24 protein-coding genes are annotated in these 17,375 nt (G+C 53.0%); 17 read left to right on the forward strand and 7 right to left on the reverse strand.

Annotation, left to right across the window (positions count from 1 at the left end; genetic code table 11):
* The first annotated feature begins 3 nt into the window (after positions 1-3).
* From AC4FIC_RS13235 to AC4FIC_RS13295, 13 genes are all read left to right on the forward strand, one after another.
* The gene (locus AC4FIC_RS13235; RefSeq protein ID WP_488083905.1) at positions 4-126 is read left to right on the forward strand and encodes an urease accessory protein UreD; all 123 of its coding nucleotides are present in this window, start codon (positions 4-6) and stop codon (positions 124-126) included.
* Between the two features lie 64 nt (positions 127-190).
* Positions 191-493, forward strand: coding sequence for an urease subunit gamma (locus AC4FIC_RS13240; protein ID WP_273286172.1), 303 nt, complete (start codon positions 191-193; stop codon positions 491-493).
* A 39-nt stretch (positions 494-532) separates the two neighbouring features.
* Complete coding sequence (locus AC4FIC_RS13245) at positions 533-883, forward strand: urease subunit beta (protein ID WP_100256260.1); 351 nt, start codon at positions 533-535, stop codon at positions 881-883.
* Positions 880-2,589 (forward strand): urease subunit alpha, encoded by a 1,710-nt coding sequence (gene ureC / locus AC4FIC_RS13250; protein ID WP_476195092.1) that lies wholly within the window; start codon positions 880-882, stop codon positions 2,587-2,589. Before AC4FIC_RS13245 ends, ureC begins: the two co-directional genes overlap by 4 nt.
* Before the next feature lie 80 nt (positions 2,590-2,669).
* Positions 2,670-3,119, forward strand: coding sequence for an urease accessory protein UreE (ureE, locus tag AC4FIC_RS13255; RefSeq protein WP_100256262.1), 450 nt, complete (start codon positions 2,670-2,672; stop codon positions 3,117-3,119).
* 34 nt (positions 3,120-3,153) lie between these two features.
* Positions 3,154-3,939, forward strand: coding sequence for an urease accessory protein UreF (locus AC4FIC_RS13260; protein ID WP_488084167.1), 786 nt, complete (start codon positions 3,154-3,156; stop codon positions 3,937-3,939).
* Positions 3,940-3,975: 36 nt separating this feature from the next.
* The gene (gene ureG / locus AC4FIC_RS13265; RefSeq protein WP_100256263.1) at positions 3,976-4,620 is read left to right on the forward strand and encodes an urease accessory protein UreG; all 645 of its coding nucleotides are present in this window, start codon (positions 3,976-3,978) and stop codon (positions 4,618-4,620) included.
* 133 nt (positions 4,621-4,753) lie between these two features.
* Positions 4,754-5,341: a HupE/UreJ family protein gene (locus tag AC4FIC_RS13270; protein WP_273285943.1), complete on the forward strand. Its 588-nt coding sequence runs from the start codon at positions 4,754-4,756 to the stop codon at positions 5,339-5,341.
* Between the two features lie 302 nt (positions 5,342-5,643).
* On the forward strand, positions 5,644-6,129 hold the full coding sequence (locus AC4FIC_RS13275; RefSeq protein ID WP_100256266.1) for an SRPBCC family protein: 486 nt from the start codon (positions 5,644-5,646) through the stop codon (positions 6,127-6,129).
* 62 nt (positions 6,130-6,191) lie between these two features.
* Positions 6,192-6,779, forward strand: a complete 588-nt coding sequence (locus AC4FIC_RS13280; protein ID WP_273285944.1) for an LURP-one-related family protein — start codon at positions 6,192-6,194, stop codon at positions 6,777-6,779.
* A gap of 69 nt (positions 6,780-6,848) precedes the next feature.
* Positions 6,849-7,718, forward strand: coding sequence for a delta-class carbonic anhydrase (locus AC4FIC_RS13285; RefSeq protein ID WP_100256268.1), 870 nt, complete (start codon positions 6,849-6,851; stop codon positions 7,716-7,718).
* Between the two features lie 276 nt (positions 7,719-7,994).
* Positions 7,995-8,537, forward strand: a complete 543-nt coding sequence (locus AC4FIC_RS13290) for an MAPEG family protein (protein ID WP_100256269.1) — start codon at positions 7,995-7,997, stop codon at positions 8,535-8,537.
* A 14-nt stretch (positions 8,538-8,551) separates the two neighbouring features.
* Positions 8,552-9,310, forward strand: coding sequence for a hypothetical protein (locus AC4FIC_RS13295; RefSeq protein WP_145980222.1), 759 nt, complete (start codon positions 8,552-8,554; stop codon positions 9,308-9,310).
* A gap of 44 nt (positions 9,311-9,354) precedes the next feature.
* On the opposite strand, the gene AC4FIC_RS13300 is transcribed toward AC4FIC_RS13295, so the two are convergent.
* The 4 genes from AC4FIC_RS13300 to AC4FIC_RS13315 all read right to left on the reverse strand — a co-directional run bounded on the left by AC4FIC_RS13300 (position 9,355) and on the right by AC4FIC_RS13315 (position 12,023).
* Complete coding sequence (locus AC4FIC_RS13300; protein WP_158524281.1) at positions 9,355-10,161, reverse strand: class I SAM-dependent methyltransferase; 807 nt, start codon at positions 10,159-10,161, stop codon at positions 9,355-9,357.
* 214 nt (positions 10,162-10,375) lie between these two features.
* The gene (locus AC4FIC_RS13305; RefSeq protein WP_273285945.1) at positions 10,376-10,546 is read right to left on the reverse strand and encodes a hypothetical protein; all 171 of its coding nucleotides are present in this window, start codon (positions 10,544-10,546) and stop codon (positions 10,376-10,378) included.
* 42 nt (positions 10,547-10,588) lie between these two features.
* Positions 10,589-10,945, reverse strand: a complete 357-nt coding sequence (locus AC4FIC_RS13310; protein ID WP_273285946.1) for a hypothetical protein — start codon at positions 10,943-10,945, stop codon at positions 10,589-10,591.
* A gap of 190 nt (positions 10,946-11,135) precedes the next feature.
* A complete protein-coding gene (locus AC4FIC_RS13315; RefSeq protein ID WP_273285947.1) occupies positions 11,136-12,023 on the reverse strand; it encodes a LysR substrate-binding domain-containing protein in 888 nt (295 codons plus the stop codon).
* Positions 12,024-12,137: 114 nt separating this feature from the next.
* On the opposite strand from AC4FIC_RS13315, the gene AC4FIC_RS13320 reads away from it, so the two are divergent.
* Together AC4FIC_RS13320 and AC4FIC_RS13325 are read left to right on the forward strand one after the other, a co-directional pair.
* Positions 12,138-12,914 carry a ferredoxin--NADP reductase gene (locus tag AC4FIC_RS13320; RefSeq protein ID WP_100256274.1) on the forward strand — a complete coding sequence of 259 codons (777 nt, stop codon included), beginning with the start codon at positions 12,138-12,140 and terminating at the stop codon, positions 12,912-12,914.
* Positions 12,915-13,189: 275 nt separating this feature from the next.
* Positions 13,190-13,384, forward strand: coding sequence for a CPXCG motif-containing cysteine-rich protein (locus tag AC4FIC_RS13325; RefSeq protein ID WP_420541399.1), 195 nt, complete (start codon positions 13,190-13,192; stop codon positions 13,382-13,384).
* A 39-nt stretch (positions 13,385-13,423) separates the two neighbouring features.
* On the opposite strand, the gene AC4FIC_RS13330 is transcribed toward AC4FIC_RS13325, so the two are convergent.
* The 3 genes from AC4FIC_RS13330 to AC4FIC_RS13340 all read right to left on the reverse strand — a co-directional run bounded on the left by AC4FIC_RS13330 (position 13,424) and on the right by AC4FIC_RS13340 (position 16,173).
* On the reverse strand, positions 13,424-14,245 hold the full coding sequence (locus tag AC4FIC_RS13330) for a putative RNA methyltransferase (RefSeq protein ID WP_100256276.1): 822 nt from the start codon (positions 14,243-14,245) through the stop codon (positions 13,424-13,426).
* A gap of 50 nt (positions 14,246-14,295) precedes the next feature.
* On the reverse strand, positions 14,296-14,568 hold the full coding sequence (locus AC4FIC_RS13335; RefSeq protein WP_100256277.1) for a hypothetical protein: 273 nt from the start codon (positions 14,566-14,568) through the stop codon (positions 14,296-14,298).
* A gap of 300 nt (positions 14,569-14,868) precedes the next feature.
* Entirely contained in the window at positions 14,869-16,173 is a 1,305-nt protein-coding gene (locus tag AC4FIC_RS13340; protein WP_476195095.1) for a glycosyltransferase, read from the reverse strand.
* 142 nt (positions 16,174-16,315) lie between these two features.
* Between AC4FIC_RS13340 and AC4FIC_RS13345 the strand changes: the two genes are divergently transcribed.
* Together AC4FIC_RS13345 and AC4FIC_RS13350 are read left to right on the forward strand one after the other, a co-directional pair.
* Positions 16,316-16,816, forward strand: a complete 501-nt coding sequence (locus AC4FIC_RS13345) for a hypothetical protein (RefSeq protein ID WP_100256279.1) — start codon at positions 16,316-16,318, stop codon at positions 16,814-16,816.
* A 221-nt stretch (positions 16,817-17,037) separates the two neighbouring features.
* Entirely contained in the window at positions 17,038-17,247 is a 210-nt protein-coding gene (locus tag AC4FIC_RS13350; protein ID WP_100256280.1) for a cold-shock protein, read from the forward strand.
* Positions 17,248-17,375: the final 128 nt, after the last annotated feature.

The following is a 17,375-nucleotide window of genomic DNA, read 5'->3' on the forward strand; positions in this document are numbered from 1 at the left end:
ATCGTGGCCCGAAGCCTGGGCAGCTGTAGTGAACGCACGCGCAAACTGTTTGAACACCTGTGGCAAGAAATTCGCCCAGCATTACTCGACAAACCGGCCTGTGCTCCGCGCATTTGGAGCACCTGAGGCGCACAAACCCTACGTCTTAAAACGCGTTACGACGCTTAGCAAACATAACAAGAGAACCGCTATGGAACTGTTACCCCGAGAAAAAGACAAGCTGCTGGTCTTCACCGCCGCGCTGTTGGCCGAGCGCCGACTGAATCGCGGCCTCAAGCTGAACTACCCGGAAGCCATGGCCTATATCAGCATGGAAATTATCGAAGGCGCGCGCGATGGCAAGACGGTGGCCGATCTGATGAGCTTTGGCAAAACTCTATTGTCGATCGATCAGGTGATGGACGGTATCGCCGATATGATCCGCGAAGTGCAGGTCGAGGCCACCTTCCCAGATGGCACCAAGCTGGTCACCGTACACGACCCCATTAACTGAGCCCAAGAGACCGGGCGCCAAGAAAGAGAAGGGCACACAATGATTCCAGGTGAAATTCAAGTCGGCCAGGGTGAGATCGCAATAAATGTTGGCCGCGCAACCTTAACGGTACGGGTGGAAAACACCGGCGACCGGCCCGTTCAGATCGGTTCGCACTACCACTTTTATGAGGCCAACCCAGCCCTGCAATTCGAGCGTGAGCCGACCAAAGGTTACCGCCTGAATATTATTTCTGGCACCGCGGTACGCTTTGAACCGGGTCAGGGTAGGGCAGTGGAACTGGTGGAATACGCCGGCAGCAAAACCATTTACGGCTTTCGTGGCGAGATTATGGGCCCCTTATCCGGCTCGTCCGTCGACACGGTCGCCAAGACAGGAGCGCCATCATGAGCCGCACGATCGATCGCACCACCTATGCCCAGATGTTCGGCCCCACCGTGGGTGATCGGGTGCGCCTAGGCGATACCGAGCTGTGGATTCAGGTTGAACAGGACTTTACAAACTACGGAGATGAGGTCAAGTTTGGCGGCGGTAAGGTAATCCGCGACGGCCAAGGCCAGTCGCAATTGACCAGTGAACACACCATGGATCTGGTGATCACCAATGCCCTGATCCTCGATCATTGGGGCATCGTCAAGGCCGATGTCGGCATCAAGGCTGGCCGCATTGTTGGCCACGGTAAGGCGGGTAATCCGGACATTCAGGATGGGGTGAATTTAATCATCGGCCCGGGCACGGAAATTATTGCCGGTGAAGGGTCGATCCTAACGGCCGGTGGGGTCGATGCCCATATTCATTTTATCTGCCCGCAACAGGTCGACGAAGCGCTGATGTCCGGTGTCACTACCATGATCGGCGGCGGCACCGGCCCGGCCACTGGCACCAATGCCACCACCTGCACACCGGGCCCCTGGTACATCGGTAAAATGCTGCAGGCGACCGACTCGATGCCGATGAACTTTGGCTTTCTCGGCAAGGGCAATAGCAGCCTGCCCGAGGCCCTGGCTGAACAGCTCGAGGCCGGCGCCTGCGGGTTAAAATTACACGAAGACTGGGGCACCACCCCAGCGTCGATCAGCAACTGTTTGGACGTGGCCGAGCAGTACGATGTGCAGGTGGCGATTCACACCGATACCCTGAACGAGTCCGGCTTTGTCGATGACACCATAGCGGCCTTCAAAGATCGGGTGATTCACACCTACCACACCGAGGGTGCCGGTGGCGGTCATGCGCCGGACATTATCCGCGCCTGCGGTTTTGCCAATGTCCTGCCGTCATCGACCAACCCAACCCGGCCCTACACGGTGAACACCGTCGACGAGCATTTGGATATGTTGATGGTCTGTCATCATTTGGACAGCAATATCCCCGAAGACGTGGCCTTTGCCGATTCTCGAATCCGCAAAGAGACCATCGCCGCCGAAGATCTGTTCCACGATCTGGGTGCCTTCAGCATGATCGCCTCCGACTCGCAAGCCATGGGCCGGGTCGGCGAAGTGATTACCCGCACCTGGCAGACGGCTCACAAGATGAAGACCCAGATGGGCCTGCTCAAGGAAGATTTAGCGCTCGGTGCCGATAACTTTCGCGCCAAGCGCTATGTCGCCAAATACACCATTAACCCGGCCATCGCGCATGGCATTGCGCACGAGGTCGGCTCCATCGAGGCCGGCAAGCTGGCCGACCTAGTGTTGTGGAAGCCGATGTTTTTTGGCATCAAGCCATCGCTGATTATCAAGGGCGGCATGATCGCCGCCGCGCCGATGGGCGATCCCAATGCCTCGATTCCAACGCCGCAGCCGGTGCACTATCGCAAGATGTTCGCCGCCTTCGGCAAGGCCGCTGCGGCCACCTCTCTGACCTTTGTATCGCAGGCTGCCGCCGACAAGGATATTGGCACCGCCTTGGGTCTGGACCGTACGCTCGCGGTGTGTAAAAACACCCGCACTGTGCGCAAGGCGGACATGATCCACAACAGCTGGCAGCCCGATGTCCAGGTTGATCCACAGACCTATGAGGTGCGCGCCGACGGCCAATTGCTAACCTGTGAGCCGGCCACTGTCTTGCCGCTGGCGCAACGCTACACCCTGTTTTAGACGCAAAACGCGGTTTTAAACGCGATATCCAGATTTAATGATCGGTCGCTCCGTGCGGCCCGGTCTGACCCGGAGGCTTTATGCTCGAAGTACATGAACGTTTAGGCATGCATTGCCACGCTGAGGTCGCCCATAGCGTGGTGCTGAGCCATGAACAGCGCGACCGCGGCCGGCTCAAGGTGGCGACACCGGAGGGCGAAGAGGTGCGCATCTTTCTTGAGCGTGGCCAGCCACTGCGGGTGGGTGAGTTCTTAAAAACCGACTGCGGCCAGGTGCTGCAGGTGGCCGGTGCCGTGGAAGCGGTGGCTCATGCCAGCTGTGATGATTGGCATGCCTTTGCCCGTGCCTGCTATCACCTGGGCAATCGGCACAGCAAGATCCAGGTGGGCGACCGCTGGCTGCGCATTAAACCCGATCACGTATTGGAAGAGTTGTTGCATCTATTGGGCCTGGTGGTCACGCATGAACAGGCCATCTTTAATGCCGAAAGCGGAGCCTATGCCCAAGGCCATAGTCACAGTCATGACTAATCCAAGCCAGACCGGTCCAGTTACGTCGGACATTGTGAGCACCGACATTGTGAGCACCGACAATGCCAGCACGGACAATGCCAGCACGGCCAATGCCAGCACGGCCAATGCCAGCACGGACAATGCTATGACGGACATCACCATGAACATCACCACGACCAGCGCCAGCCTGTTGCGGCTGTTGCAACTGTCGAGCGTCAGTTTGCCGGTGGGTGGCTTCGCCTTTTCCCAAGGCCTGGAGTTTGCCGTGGAAACCGGCTGGGTGCGCACGGCGGAACAGACCGAAGACTGGCTGGTCAGCCAATTGCAGGAGTCGGTCGCGCGGGTCGATTTACCGGTGCTCCAGGGCGCCATGCAGGCCTTGGCCGCCGATGATCTAACCGACTGGCAAGAATGGAACGATATTGCTTTGGCCAATCGCGAGACCCGCGAGCTGCGCTTCACCGACGCCGCCATGGGCCAGGCGCTTAAACGCCTGCTCGGCACACTGAGTATCGCGATGCCGGTCAGCGCGCAACAGGATGTCAGCTTTGTCAGCCTCTTTGCCGTGGCCGCGCACAGCTGGCAGATGGCCTTCGACTTGGCGGCTTACGGTTATCTCTGGTCCTGGTTGGAAAACCAGATTGCCGCGGCCACCAAGCTGGTGCCGCTCGGGCAAACCCAGGCGCAATTGTTGTTAGGCCGCATCCAACTGGTAATACCCGAGGCCATTGCCTTGGCCGGCACACTCGATCGCGACAGTCTGGGCGGCTCTTTACCCGGCCTGGCCCTGGCCAGCAGTTGGCACGAAACCCAATATACCCGGCTGTTTCGGTCCTAGACCAAACGGCCTTCAATTTCAGTAGGAGAAAGCAGTATGAGTAAAAAACAAACCTTGCGCGTCGGTGTCGGCGGCCCAGTCGGTTCGGGCAAAACAGCCCTGTTGCGCTCCTTATGTGCGGCGTTAAAAGATCACTACAACATCGCCGTGGTGACCAACGATATTTACACTAAGGAAGACGCGCAATTTTTAACCAAAAATAAAGCGCTCGAAGCCGATCGGATTCTCGGGGTCGAGACCGGTGGCTGCCCCCATACCGCCATTCGCGAAGACGCCTCAATGAACCTGGCCGCGATCGATGAGCTGATGGCCCGCCACGGTGAGCTGGACGTGGTCTTCGTGGAAAGTGGTGGTGACAACCTAAGCGCCACCTTCAGCCCGGAGCTGTCGGACTACACCATCTACGTGATCGATGTCTCGGCCGGTGACAAGATTCCGCGTAAGGGCGGGCCGGGCATTACCCGATCCGACCTGTTGGTGATCAATAAGATCGACCTGGCCCCACTGGTGGGCGCATCACTGGAAGTCATGGATACCGACACCCAACGCATGCGCGGCACTAAACCCTTTGTCTTTTCCAACCTAAAGACCGCGCAGGGTTTGGATGCGATTATTCAACATATCATCGTCGAAGGCATGCTCGAACCGAAGGCGGTACCGGCCGCACAGGCGGTGGTCTAAGCGCCGCGAAAAAATAGCACGACTTGCAGTGACTGCTCGGCGGGGTAAAATATGGCCGCTCGCAGAAGCTGCCGTCGCGACCGAATAGTGGTAATCAATTTAATAGACATTCTTCTTAAGATGGGAGCACAGCATGAATAAAAAAACACGCATCAGTTTAGCCCTGTTGGCATCAATACTCTTGGTACCCACCCTGGCCCTTGCACACGACGGCCACACCAGTGCCACCCTATTCAATGGCCTGGCGCACCCCCTTACTGGCTTTGATCACTTGCTCGCCGCCCTGGCCGTTGGCCTTTGGTCAATTAATAGTACGCAAAAACAGGCCTGGTTGGCGCCACTGGTATTTATCGGCGCAGTGGGCGCGGGCACCTTGCTCGGCACCTTGGGGTTCACGCTGCCCTTGATGGAAACCGGCCTGGTTGCCAGCCTGGTATTTTTCGGTGCGCTGATGTTTGTGCATGCCAAAGCCAATGCTGCCGGCAGCCTGTTGGTGATTGGCCTGTTTGCCTCGGTGCATGGTATGGCGCATGGCAGTGAGATGGCCAGCAGCGCCACGCTGCTCGGCTACCTGACCGGCATTCTGGCCACGTCCACCGCTCTGCTGGTGCTCGCGCGCCTAGCCTCGATCACCGCACAGCGGCAGGTGGGCACCCTAGCGCTAAAAGTCAGCGGCGCGGCTGTTGCGCTTATGGGGGCTTTCTTAGCAACCGGCATCTAAGCCCAAAGGCTAGTAACTAACATGAGTGATAGCGGTGGTTTTGGCCTCGCCATCACTCGATCCCCGCCACCCCCGCGCCCTCACGACCAAAGCAAGCCAAACCCTTATAGACCGAGACATTGAAGCGCATAGTTATGGTGATCTGTTTCGGCCGACCTTCCTGCTCTGGTTGCAGGCCAGGGAACCCTATGCGCAAGAGATGATTGCCGATGGATTACAGGCTATAGTTACCTGCATCGACCCAACACAGCTTGACCCTGCCTTCGTCGGCTGGCCCTGTTTCTAGCCATAGGAGACTCAACATGCACGCGTCAGTGAGTATTAACATAGCCCAACCCAAGGCCGTTGTTTGGCAGGCGATTTGCGATATAGAGCATTCCAACACCATGATAAGCGCAATTCTGGCGATCGACATACTGGATCAGCCGAGTGAGGGCCTGATTGGCCTAAAGTGGCGCGAGACCCGCAAGATGTTCGGCAAAGAGGCCACCGAAGTGATGTGGGTTACCGAGGCGGAGGAGAATCACCACTACACTACCCGCGCTGAAAATCACGGTGCTGTCTACATTTCGCGCTTGTCGCTGGTGGACTTACCAACAGAACCGAAAGCGGACTCGACAGACGAGTCGACCAGCATGACCCAATTAACCATGACCTTTACGACTGAGTCCCAATCGCGTCTTGGAAAAATAATGGCGAGCTGTATGGGGTTTTTGATGAAGGGCTCGATGCAGAAAATGCTCCAGCAAGATTTGGTCGATATTAAAAACCATTTAGAACAAGCCTAACTAGATAATTCTGAATGTATTGCGACATCGAATTTAAAAACACGGATAGGAACAGATAAAATATGAGTGAGCTCGTCAACAGTAATTTGTTTTTGGTTAAGGAACACGTGGGCCTATTCAAGGCGGCCAATAACTATGATATCTATGACCCGGCCAGCGGCGAAATGATCATGCAGTGCCGCGAACCCTCCCTGGGCTTGCTCACCAAGCTATTACGCTTTACCGACTTTAAGCGCATGACCCCCTTCGATGTGCAAATATCGACCCCCGGCGGCGAACGCATAGTACGGATACAACGGGGTATCTCGCTGTTCATGTCCAAGGTTGAGGTGCGCGATCAAGACAACGTGGTTATTGGCGGCTTTCAACAACGGATGCTCTCAATCGGTGGCAAGTTTGATGTGCTGGATAAGGACGATCAGCTGCTCTGTAAGCTGGAAGGGCAATGGACCGGCTGGGACTTTTATTTCCGCAATGGCAAACAGGACCTGGCCCATGTCTCCAAAAAATGGACTGGCCTCGGCCGAGAGATGTTTACCAGCGCCGACAACTACGTATTGGAAATATACCAAGACGTGCCTAAGGATGATCCCGTGCGCAAGCTGATATTGGCTGCGGTGATGTGTATTGATATGGTGTTGAAAGAATAATCCTCGCCGTGCGCAGGCTAACAGTGAGCCAGCATTAGACCTCCTGTCCCGATAATAATAAGAGATTCTATGAAAACACAATTGCTCCCCATTCTGATCACGCTAACATTTCTCCCGCTGTCTGCGGTCGCTAAAGATACCCATGCGGTTATAGCGGCCCCGGTGGCCGACCAGGTCATGCGTGAGCAACGGACCACACTGGCCGACAATACCCTAGGGCAGGGTTTTGGCCCTCAATCCCCGCGCGATATCGATTCCCTGCCGGGGAGGAATGCGAGAGTCTTTAGCCCGGCCCCGCTGGCTTCGGAGATGAATCTGTGCAATATCCACTTTCACAAGAATGCCGAGCACAAGGGCGGCGAGTTTACCCTCTATGCGGGCAATGGCGATGGGCATGGCAACCAGAGTGGTTATCGCTATTCTGGGCAATTAAGTGATGCCGAGCGACTGCCGGTTAGTGCCTCAGTTTGCCCAAGTGAGCACGGCAGCCTCGAGTCCGGCGACACCATTGAGGTGCATTATGTGTACTCCACGGCCCAAGTTAAGCCGGGTCCTACCTTGGCGGCCTGTCTCAACGAGGCCATTGGTAACCCCCAATTGCGAGTCGAAACCCAGGTGTTGGTGCTGGTTAACGCTAACGAGGCACTTAACTTCGGCGAATTAACAGACTATGACGCGTCGCAAGGGCTTTATCAGGCGGTAAATATTCCGGCGGATACCGGTTTGCCAGTGCAGTATGCCGGTTCCACAACGGGCCCAGGCTATAACGAATCCGGTTCACCGTTTCAAGTAACCTGGAACGTCCGCCCTCAGGTGGCTAAGGTCAATATCCAGTCGGTTGCAACCTGGTGTACCGGCAATGATTTTGATGAGGATCATGGCCATGGCGTGCGTAACCTGGTGGTCAATCCCGATCTATTGTCTCAAATAGTCCGGTAAACTCTAATATCGCCTGTGGCGCCGTGCCCTGCAAAGTGGCCGGCTTCGGTCGGCCGACCCCTAGGTTGCTGAGTGAAAGATCTTTATTGTACCGTGGTGCCCGGCACAATCGCCCTGCGTTTTTTGGCAAAACCAGTCTAATTGACAGCGTCCCATATTGATCGCAGTATGTAGGGTTCACCAATGGGCATTTAGCCCGACTCTATAACTTGGCTGCAGTCACATCAGATTGCAGTTCTACCATAAATTGCAAGCTACCTTGATCTTGGAGATCTTATGTCACTTACTCAGAAGCAGGTTGGTGTATTCAAAGGAATTCTAGTCGGAGTCCCGGTTGCTTTGTGTGTGGTTTTTATTGGCGCCTATGCGAATCCTTTTGGTTTCGCTGAGTCCTCAAGTCAAGTCGATCGGCTTGGTGTTGCGATTTTATCCTGCATTATACCCGCCGTGTTCTTAGCATTTTCCATCGGCCGGCTCGCAAAACATCGATTTTTCTCCCCCGAAGATATTGATGGGGGTGGGCTAACGCACGGCACAGAGAAAGCAAATATCCTGCAATCGATCCTGCAAAATACCTTGGAACAAACATTACTCGCGACCCTTGTTTATCTGGTTTGGTCCGTTGTTATGCCGGCAACCTGGTTGTCAGTAGTGCCAATTGCGGCCCTGTGTTTTGGGGTAGGGCGCCTACTGTTTACCCTTGGCTATGCGCATGGCGCTCCTGCAAGAGCGCTCGGTTTTGCCTTAACCTTCTTTTCTTCAAACGCAATGCTCATTACGATAATCGGATATTTAATCGGGCAAATCGCCATTAGATGATAGCGGAACCGCAGATGAAAATAGTTAACGCGCACCTTGCCAATAGCATCACCGATCAAGGGATGTTAAAAGAACCGAATGCTCTGGGCTATATAGCCATCACTGCAGAGGTCGAGCTGCCTAGCATATGGTCATCGAACAGCACCAAGAAGCAGCAGCTGTTGGCTAAGCTGAAATCAATGTGTCGGGAGCTTAGGGGCTCATCTGAGGCTATTCGTCGCGCAGACATATTTGATGCTTTCATTATTCCTCCGGGTACTGCAGCGGGCAAGAGGCTGATAGAAGAGAAGTCATATAGCGTGCATGTGGCGAAGTTCGACATTGTCATTCTTATTGAATGCGCCAGTGTTGAGGAGGCCTTAGTTATAAGGGAAACGGTGGCGGTAGAAGCTATAGTAAGCTTGACCCGGCTTGGGTCAAGCTATATGGATGTTATAGTTTATAAGAACCCCAAGCGGATTGATGAGGTTAGCAAAGATACTAAAGGCGTTTTTTTGTTCAACTATTTTTATGCGCAGGACACGCAAACGTTATTAGATGTGTGGGAATATACCGCCGGTTGGTGGACAAAAAATGCCAAACTAACCAATTCAACCCCGTTGCAACCGGTGACCGCAGGGTCGCCCTATCATCTTATAAATCATTGTCGTTGGGACCGGCTTATTGACGTTTTGCCCTCGTTAATATTTAAGCCGAGCATGAAAAGATTTGTGCTCAAAAACTTTACCGAGAACAATATTGTTGCGATGCCTGTTTTATACAGGCTGGCCTAGTGACTATCTTTAATTGGATTCGCTAATAACTCATGAGCAGCGGCTTAGCTGCTTGCGGCCTTTTGCAATAAAATAAACCGATAGCTTTTGTTCTCTTTGAATTTAGTTGAATCCAAAAGATCAAGTTGTTTTGTGAGTTTGGCTATTTTTTTGCGATAGAGCCAAAATATTATTTTTTTCAGATAGGGGCGTTTGCCTTGGATCTTCTCTGTTAGGATCTCCAGTGCTAGCAAGAATTTACTGACTACATCCAACCCTAAGTCTAACGTTTTGGTGATGCTACCGGTTATATCCTGATCGGCTAGTAAGCTAAATTTGCTGCTGCCAATCCTATTGATAAATTTCTTATAGTTATGACCACTCTTGCTTATTTCACCAGAGACACCGTCTAATGTGAAATAGTCACATATCATTAGCAGGCCATCTTTTTTAAGCGCCTGACTGGAATTCTCGAATATCTTATCGATGTTTATGTACTGTGAGGATTCACTCATAATAATACAATCATATCGGTCTGCGATGGAGAAGTCTTCAAAACCTAAATGGTGAAATGGCGCGTTGGTCTTCTCTGTGAAAACCTGTTTCTGGTTGATATCGGGAGACAAACCTTCTGCGTCGTAACCAAGATCTATGAGTTTCTTGGTCAGTATGCCGGTACCGCAGCCGACATCTAGGATGCTTTTAACGTTCTTGGGTATATGCTCTATTAGATAATCTTCATAGCGTTCTTGTGCTTCTTTTAACTTGCTGAAGGTCAGTTCGTCCTCAGGCAGCCACATGCCATAATGCAGTCTATCTAAGCCTAAAACTTTATTGTAAAAATTCAGTGCGCGGTCGTTTTTTTTGCTCATAGTCATCTCGTTTTTTTTATTTTCGAGTTCTAAGTATGAAAGAGGTGTGTGAATATATAGTTACAAATTCAATAGTTTGTATAATGGCATATTCTGCCTGTAAGTGTAACACAGTATGTTTATCGGACGTTGCCTCGCCCGGGCTCTTTTTTTCGGGGCGGTTGGCTGGATGGTGCCGCCCTGTAGGTAGGGCAGCGGGGTTGGTCTTTTTCGGTCAGTCTGCCAATTCAATGCTTATCTGCAGAGATTTGGCACTGCCGGCGAACCATTTTTGAACATACAATGAACCCACAATTGGTGCCTTGCCCTCGCTTGGGACTTCCTTAAAACGAACGCTATTCTTGGTCTCTTTTTCGAACTCAAACTGAACCTGTTCTGTTTTCATGATGGTTTCCTAATGCTATTCGTACGGAATGGATGACCTTGACTAGAGTTCGAGATAATTGGCGATCTCAAACATGTCAGGGCGGCCTTCTTCAAAGCCAAAAAAACACACATCGCTGCGTTTATCGTCTTCAATAATACCCACTGAGAAATCACACTTATATTTCTTTGCGAAATCATAGAGCTGGTTCAATGGCTCCTTCAGTTTCTGGGCTTTACTGATGGTTAATTCTATCCCGACCTCAATAGCGCGTTTGCTAAGCGATGCCTGCTCAGCCTCCTCATGGCGATAAATGGCCTCGATGGTCGTTTTCGGCTCCGCCCAGATTTGCAGTTCCTGAAACAGGGCCTCGGCGAAATCGTCCAAATCATCCTGTTCTGCCAGCATATAGAGGTGCATCGGTGGTCCCTTTGGTGAGTTGGGGCATATGCCCGTTTATGGGTCGCAGTTTAGGCTAATTGACCTCGGCTGTGAACGTTCGCTAGCCGAATGCGTTAGCTTTATGGCTATATAGGCCCGCCTGCTCGAGGGTCTCGCCGCTGCAGGGCAGGTCAGCGGCCGTGGGCCTAGGTACCGAGTCAGGTTAGGGTTAGTGAAATTCGGGTCGTTGGCACAGGGCCAGCCAGTTATTCAGACCGGCGCTGCGATATTTCTTCTTATGCAAAATAAACGACAGGTCTCGATTGAAGTGGCGGTGCGGTACATTTAAGGGCACCAAATTGCCCCGTTTAAAGGCCTCGACCAGGGTGATCTTCGATAAACAGCCAATGCCCAAATTCGCCTCAACGGCCCGCTTGATAGCCTCGGTATGTTGCAGTTCCAGGGCGATATTCAACTTAGGCAGAATGCCGTGCATGGCGCGCTCGAAGGTTTGTCGGGTGCCAGAGCCAGTCTCGCGCAGTATCCACGGCACAGACACCAGGTCTTGGTCGGTCAGGTCGCCGTGCTCGGCCAACGGATGTTCGGCCGAGCAGAACACCACCAGTTCGTCGCGGCGCCAGTGAATGACGTCGAGTTCGGGTTCGTTCCAGGCGCCCTCGATTAGACCGATGTCCAACAGGTAGTTGCGCACCTGATGGGCGATGGCGGTGGTGTTGGCCACTTCCAATGAGACCTTGGCGTTTGGGTGCTCGCGGGTAAACTGGGCGAGGATATTGACCGCTAGGTAGTTACCGATCGACAGGGTGGCACCCACTTTGAGGTGGCCAATTTCGCTGTGTTGCCGAAAACTCAGTTCCAGTTCCCGGGCCTGTTCGACCATGGCCTCGGCTTGAGAGCGTAAGATACGCCCCAGTTCATTGAGTCGTAGGGTCTTGCCGGGCCGGTCGAACAGCTGAATATCGAACTGGCTCTCGAGCGTTTTCAGTGCTTCACTGGCTGCCGATTGCGACATCGACAGCTCCTGGGCCGCCAGACTGATACTTTCATGGTGCGCGGCGGCCAAAAATATTTCCAGCTGGCGGAGGGTAAACTTCATTATCGATTAATCCGAATAAGGTTATTTAATAATCCTGTTTTACAGATACATTAAGGTGCCGTTACAATGGAGTCAATTTAAACCTTAACGCCCTCGGGCACAGGACAAGACGTTATGGCAGCGCTGCGCAAAGAAACGGTTACCGAGGTTCATCATTGGAATGACTCCTTGTTCAGTTTTAAAACCACCCGGGATGCCGGTTTTCGTTTTAAAAACGGTCATTTTGTCATGATCGGCTTGGAACAGGACGGGGGTCGCCCGTTGATGCGCGCCTACAGCATTGCCAGTGCCAATTACGAGGAAGAGCTGGAGTTTTTCAGCATCAAGGTCGCCGACGGCCCGCTGACCTCCAAATTGCAGAAGATTCAGCCCGGGGATGAAATTGTCGTCGGTTCGAAGCCAACGGGCACGCTGGTTCTCGATAACCTGCTGCCGGGCCGCAATCTGTATCTGATCAGTACCGGTACAGGACTGGCGCCCTTTATGAGCATTATTAAAGATCCGGAGACCTATGAGCAATACGAGAAGGTGATTCTCACGCACGGTGTGCGCACCGTCGACGAACTGGCCTATCGAGATCTGATCAATGACGAATTGCCCAATAACGAATACTTTGGTGAGATGATTCAGGACCAGCTGATCTACTACCCCACGGTAACTCGCGAAGATTATGTCAATATGGGCCGGATCACCGATTTGATGGAGTCGGGTAAGTTGTTTCGTGATATCAACCTGCCGGAAATGGACCCAGAGCAGGATCGCTTTATGATCTGCGGCTCGCCCAGCATGTTAAAAGACACCTGCCGAATTCTCGACGCACGCGGTTTCCAGGAAGCCCGACAGGGTAATGTGGGTCACTACGTTATCGAACGGGCCTTTGTCGAAAGTTAAACAACAGTCTCTAGGCTAGCCCGTCTAGGCGGCGCTGGCCCAGTCCAATCCCGCCTAGGGCCAGTCTGGCTCATCCCATCCTTCCCGCTGCCAAAGCCATTGGCTATTCGACTGATCTAGCCTACCCTAAGGTCCGTACCCCAAGCCAGCAGGTAACGGGTTTGGGCGAGTTTTGCGCCAACAGGCGCCTGCCGAGCTTCGTCATACCGATCAGTGGCTTGGGCACTTGATGTTCTAGCGATTCGACCGGATCAGTACATACCCAGGGGGTTAGCATGTCGTTGCATTTGATTGAAAAATTTTACCACTGTCCATACTGTGGCGAACGGGTCAGCGTACTGGTCGATCCATCCGCCGACGCGCAAGAGCTTATTGAGGATTGTGAAGTCTGTTGCCGTCCAGTGAGTTTTTCTATTCAAGTCACCGACGAGGACGAGGTTGAGATGCAGGCGCGGCGGGAAGACGATTGACGGCGCTGGCCGTTCAGGCCAGGCCAGCATTATTGCGCGCTATTTTTTAACAAACCAGTAGAGCTTAAAGCAGGCCTTGTCTGCCAAGGCCGGTGTTTGTTTGAGCCGGTCTTGGGCCTCGTGCGAGAGCCGATGCGCGTGCGGGGTCATGCCCAGCAGATCGAAGATCGCCTGATTCGTGGGTAGATCCAATCCAAAGGTTAACCGCTCATCGTGCACCAGCTCAAAGCGATCATCCAGGTAGGCCTGATGCTTACTGACATCATAGGGGCGCACTTCCTGATAGATCAGCTGGCGCAGCGCCAGTAGGTGATCGAAGTCGGGCGTTACCATGCATACCGCGCCGCCAGGCTTGAGTACGCGCTGAAAAGGATCGCTGTCGACCCGGGAAAAAACACTGACGATGGCATCGAAACTGGCATCGGCATAGGGCGCGTGCGTGCTCGAGGCCACACTCCAATGAATGTTCTTATATTTGCTGGCTGCGACGATGGCGGGCTTGGAAATATCCAGACCGTAGCAATCAAAATCGGGATTGGCCTGAGCGATCATCTGGGTGTAATAGCCTTCGCCGCAGCCGGCGTCCCAGAGCGTCGCTTGGGCCGGCAGTTTCTCGCTCATTTGCGCACTGATCCGTTGTGCCAGCGTCTGATAATGGCCGGCCTCCAAGAAGCGACGGCGACTTTGCACCATTAGGGCATCATCGCCCGGTGCCTTGCTGTTTTTGTTTTGTGCCAGCAAGAGGTTTACATAACCTTTCTTATGCCGATCGAACGAATGGCCCTCGGCACAGCGCAGGCTGCTGGGGAGCGATTCAAGTGGCAATGCGCAGACGGGGCAACTATAGGGACTGGCCAACATGTCAGGTCCGGTTAAAATTAGGTCGCCGAGTATCGCATACTGGCCTGTTATTAGTTAGTCGAGCTTTGTGAGTCTTTTGCCACCGGGTTGGCATTCACGTAGTGCAGGTCGTTGGGCAAACGCCGATAGCCATAGAGTTCTTCGACAATGGTGTCGAGCAAGGTTAAATTTCGGTTGTCGACCGTGTTCACCAAGCGTCCGCGCTTGGCGCTGAGAATGGCCGCCGTCGCATGTTTTATCACCATAAAGGCAGTGTAACCCCGTTCTTTTAAGATTAGTGCTAACCGTCTTTTTTCCCAGTCAGAAAGCCCTTCAATAAACATAGATGCAATTCCATTGGCTACTTGTACTCAATAAAACGACCTTAAAGTATTGGTCGTCATGCGCGCCGCAGAATAGCCTGCCGACCTCCTTTATGCGAATCAGATCTCACTTTTAGGCCTGTCTTGTTTGATTTTTGTGATGTGTATCAAAAAAATTAAAATGGGTCGCACGCCTGAGCTGCAAAGGCGAAAAGACCGCGCGCATAAAAACTATCAGTGGCCCGGACGTGGGCTGTGGTGCCTGTCTGGGTTCCAGATTGGCAGGGCAAGCCAAACCGATTGGCGCGGCTTGGCTTCTGTTTAGCGGGGCAGGATAGGGACAATAGTGCTTGTATTACTGGGGCTTGGGTTTGCGGGGACCTCCGCGCTGGGCATCGGTTCGCGTTGCAATTGGTTTTTCAGCTCGATCCAGCGACTCATATATTCGGTGGCCCTATATTGATTTTGCGTCAATAGCCGGCCCCAAAAGTTGGCCTGGCGGTGTTCGCTCAGGGTCGCCCGAATTTGATCCACGCGCTCGAGAAAGGGTTGTGCAAACAGGTTCCGAGCAAAATTCTGTTCCAGAATTCGATAGCCATTGCTCTGCAACTCGGCCCAGCGTGCTGAATCGTGATAGGCGGCCGCCACCAATTGAGCAAACTCACTGGGGTTGGCACTGGGTCGATAGCCGAGCTGGCTTTCGCTCGCCATGGCCTCGGCGCCAATTGGGGTGGTCAGGGTGGGTGTCCCGGTGAGCCAGCCCTCGAGGATCTTGCCCTTTTGGCCCGCGCCAAAGCGTAGCGGCGCAAGATTGAGCCGATACTGGCTGAGCGTTGCCAGGGCATCGGCACTGCGACCCTTGATGAAAAATTGGTCTTTGCGCGCCTGCAGCTGATTCATGGCATGGTCGGCATAGGCGCCATAGACGTGCATTTCGCACTTGTTCGGCAAGAGGGGACGCAGGATCGGCCAGATAACCGTCTTCAGCCAGCGGGTCGCGTCTCGATTCGGCTCGTGCTTAAAGCCACCAATCATCACCAAATGTTCTCGAGCGTCAAAGCCCGGTTGCCTGAGTGGATCCGGTGGTGTCACCAGGAAGGGCAGGTAAAGCAGTTTGTCCCGGCTGATATGAAAGTGTTGGTGCAATAGGTCAATTTCCGTTTGGGAAATCATCACGCTGATATCGGTTCGACTGATGGCCGCGATTTCGCGCAGGGCGATCGCATTAAAGAGATCGATCGGTTGTTCACCTTTGAGCGCCGTCTCACGCGCCACGCGCAAACAATGCAGGTCACTGGTGTCGATCAGGGTCATGGCCTGCGGAAGCTGGGTCTGAACGCGCCAGCCGAACTGTTCTTCCATAACAAAACGGTCATAGATAACGATGGCTGGCGCTAAGTCCGCTAGCCAAGGGTCAAAGTCGGCGTCATTGACGGCAATGGCATGAGTCTGGATACCCAGAGCACTCAGGTCGGTCTGAAAGGGCGTCGGTTCAGCCGCGCAGGCAACATGAATGACATAACCGCGCGTCTGCAGCAACGCCAGTAGGTCCAGACTGCGTCGGCCAGCCGCTGTGGAGTTCGGTTCGGGCCAATTTTTGGCGATTAACAGAACGGACTCAGACATGGGCAAGCATTACAAAAAGGCACAAAAGTGAAATCTCCAAATAGACAAAGTGGCCTACAGTTAAGCAGTGATGATCCGCTGGCACTGTCTGCTCGACACTGGATCGGCATGGCACGCGATCCGCAGTGTAATGGAGGACAGCATGAAACGCCTGTACTATCTCACCGATCAACTGGACTACGCAGAGCACATTTCCGAAGAGCTGGTCCGCAATGGCATTGATTTTAATCAAATACATGTGCTCAGTAAGGGCTCCGGTGGGCTGGTGACTCGACACCTAAACGGCTTAAACATTTTCGATCGGCTTGAACGTGTTCGCAGGGCCTTAAATGGCCTATTGATCGGCTTGTTGATGGCCGCCATGGCCCTGCTGTTCGGCCATTTCGGACTCGGTCTGGTCTACTCTGGCATCGCCCAATTTGCCTTGGTTGTATTGCTCTTGTTGTTTAGCACCTGGGTCGGCACCCTGGTGAGTTTTACCCCTGAAAATGTTCATTTGCGCCATTTTCATCGCGAAATTAATGCCGGCCGCTACCTGGTGATGATCGATGTCGGGATCCATCAGGAACGAAGTGTGCACAGCCTGATCGATTGTCTCAACGAAGCCCAATACAGTGGTGCTGACGAACAGCTGCTGAGCTAGTTATGGACGCCACATCGGTGCCATTAAAAAATTCATTAGCGGACAGTTGACGCGGCAATAACAACTCAAATATAGTTATCTCCTAGCTGGAAAATGTGTCTTATCTACGTCACTTCGAAGTTTGAGATTTAGCTCCGTCCTGTTGTTTATAAGTAAATGCAATATTCTAGTCTACCCGCCCAATGGGCATTCTTTTACTCATAGATTAATAGGAAAATATCATGACCGATTCAGTAACTGGCACCGTTAAATGGTTTAACGAAACGAAAGGCTTTGGCTTTATTGAACAAGAAGGCGGCCCGGATGTGTTTGCCCATTTCAGTGCCATCGCCGGTGGTGGCTTTAAAACCTTGGCCGAAGGCGATAAGGTGAAGTTTAACGTCACCCAAGGTCAAAAAGGCCCGCAAGCCGAGAACATCGAAAAGATCTAATTTATCGATTTTTTAGTAATAAAAGGCGCCATGTATGCGCCTTTTTTTTATCTTTTTTTTATCTAGTGGCTAGTTTTTTGATCGTTTAAAAAATCTTATCGTTAATTCCGTTTCCGTTTCCGTTTCCG

The sequence above is a fragment of the Reinekea sp. genome, assembly GCF_982785585.1.

Bases quoted from the DNA above. Each gene is read 5' to 3' on its own strand.
- AC4FIC_RS13240 (WP_273286172.1), top strand. From the start codon at position 191: ATGGAACTGTTACCCCGAGAAAAAGACAAGCTGCTGGTCTTCACCGCC.
- AC4FIC_RS13245 (WP_100256260.1), top strand. From the start codon at position 533: ATGATTCCAGGTGAAATTCAAGTCGGCCAGGGTGAGATCGCAATAAAT.
- ureC (WP_476195092.1), top strand. From the start codon at position 880: ATGAGCCGCACGATCGATCGCACCACCTATGCCCAGATGTTCGGCCCC.
- ureE (WP_100256262.1), top strand. From the start codon at position 2,670: ATGCTCGAAGTACATGAACGTTTAGGCATGCATTGCCACGCTGAGGTC.
- ureG (WP_100256263.1), top strand. From the start codon at position 3,976: ATGAGTAAAAAACAAACCTTGCGCGTCGGTGTCGGCGGCCCAGTCGGT.
- AC4FIC_RS13270 (WP_273285943.1), top strand. From the start codon at position 4,754: ATGAATAAAAAAACACGCATCAGTTTAGCCCTGTTGGCATCAATACTC.
- AC4FIC_RS13275 (WP_100256266.1), top strand. From the start codon at position 5,644: ATGCACGCGTCAGTGAGTATTAACATAGCCCAACCCAAGGCCGTTGTT.
- AC4FIC_RS13280 (WP_273285944.1), top strand. From the start codon at position 6,192: ATGAGTGAGCTCGTCAACAGTAATTTGTTTTTGGTTAAGGAACACGTG.
- AC4FIC_RS13285 (WP_100256268.1), top strand. From the start codon at position 6,849: ATGAAAACACAATTGCTCCCCATTCTGATCACGCTAACATTTCTCCCG.
- AC4FIC_RS13290 (WP_100256269.1), top strand. From the start codon at position 7,995: ATGTCACTTACTCAGAAGCAGGTTGGTGTATTCAAAGGAATTCTAGTC.
- AC4FIC_RS13295 (WP_145980222.1), top strand. From the start codon at position 8,552: ATGAAAATAGTTAACGCGCACCTTGCCAATAGCATCACCGATCAAGGG.
- AC4FIC_RS13300 (WP_158524281.1), bottom strand. From the start codon at position 10,161: ATGAGCAAAAAAAACGACCGCGCACTGAATTTTTACAATAAAGTTTTA.
- AC4FIC_RS13305 (WP_273285945.1), bottom strand. From the start codon at position 10,546: ATGAAAACAGAACAGGTTCAGTTTGAGTTCGAAAAAGAGACCAAGAAT.
- AC4FIC_RS13310 (WP_273285946.1), bottom strand. From the start codon at position 10,945: ATGCACCTCTATATGCTGGCAGAACAGGATGATTTGGACGATTTCGCC.
- AC4FIC_RS13315 (WP_273285947.1), bottom strand. From the start codon at position 12,023: ATGAAGTTTACCCTCCGCCAGCTGGAAATATTTTTGGCCGCCGCGCAC.
- AC4FIC_RS13320 (WP_100256274.1), top strand. From the start codon at position 12,138: ATGGCAGCGCTGCGCAAAGAAACGGTTACCGAGGTTCATCATTGGAAT.
- AC4FIC_RS13325 (WP_420541399.1), top strand. From the start codon at position 13,190: ATGTCGTTGCATTTGATTGAAAAATTTTACCACTGTCCATACTGTGGC.
- AC4FIC_RS13330 (WP_100256276.1), bottom strand. From the start codon at position 14,245: ATGTTGGCCAGTCCCTATAGTTGCCCCGTCTGCGCATTGCCACTTGAA.
- AC4FIC_RS13335 (WP_100256277.1), bottom strand. From the start codon at position 14,568: ATGTTTATTGAAGGGCTTTCTGACTGGGAAAAAAGACGGTTAGCACTA.
- AC4FIC_RS13340 (WP_476195095.1), bottom strand. From the start codon at position 16,173: ATGTCTGAGTCCGTTCTGTTAATCGCCAAAAATTGGCCCGAACCGAAC.
- AC4FIC_RS13345 (WP_100256279.1), top strand. From the start codon at position 16,316: ATGAAACGCCTGTACTATCTCACCGATCAACTGGACTACGCAGAGCAC.
- AC4FIC_RS13350 (WP_100256280.1), top strand. From the start codon at position 17,038: ATGACCGATTCAGTAACTGGCACCGTTAAATGGTTTAACGAAACGAAA.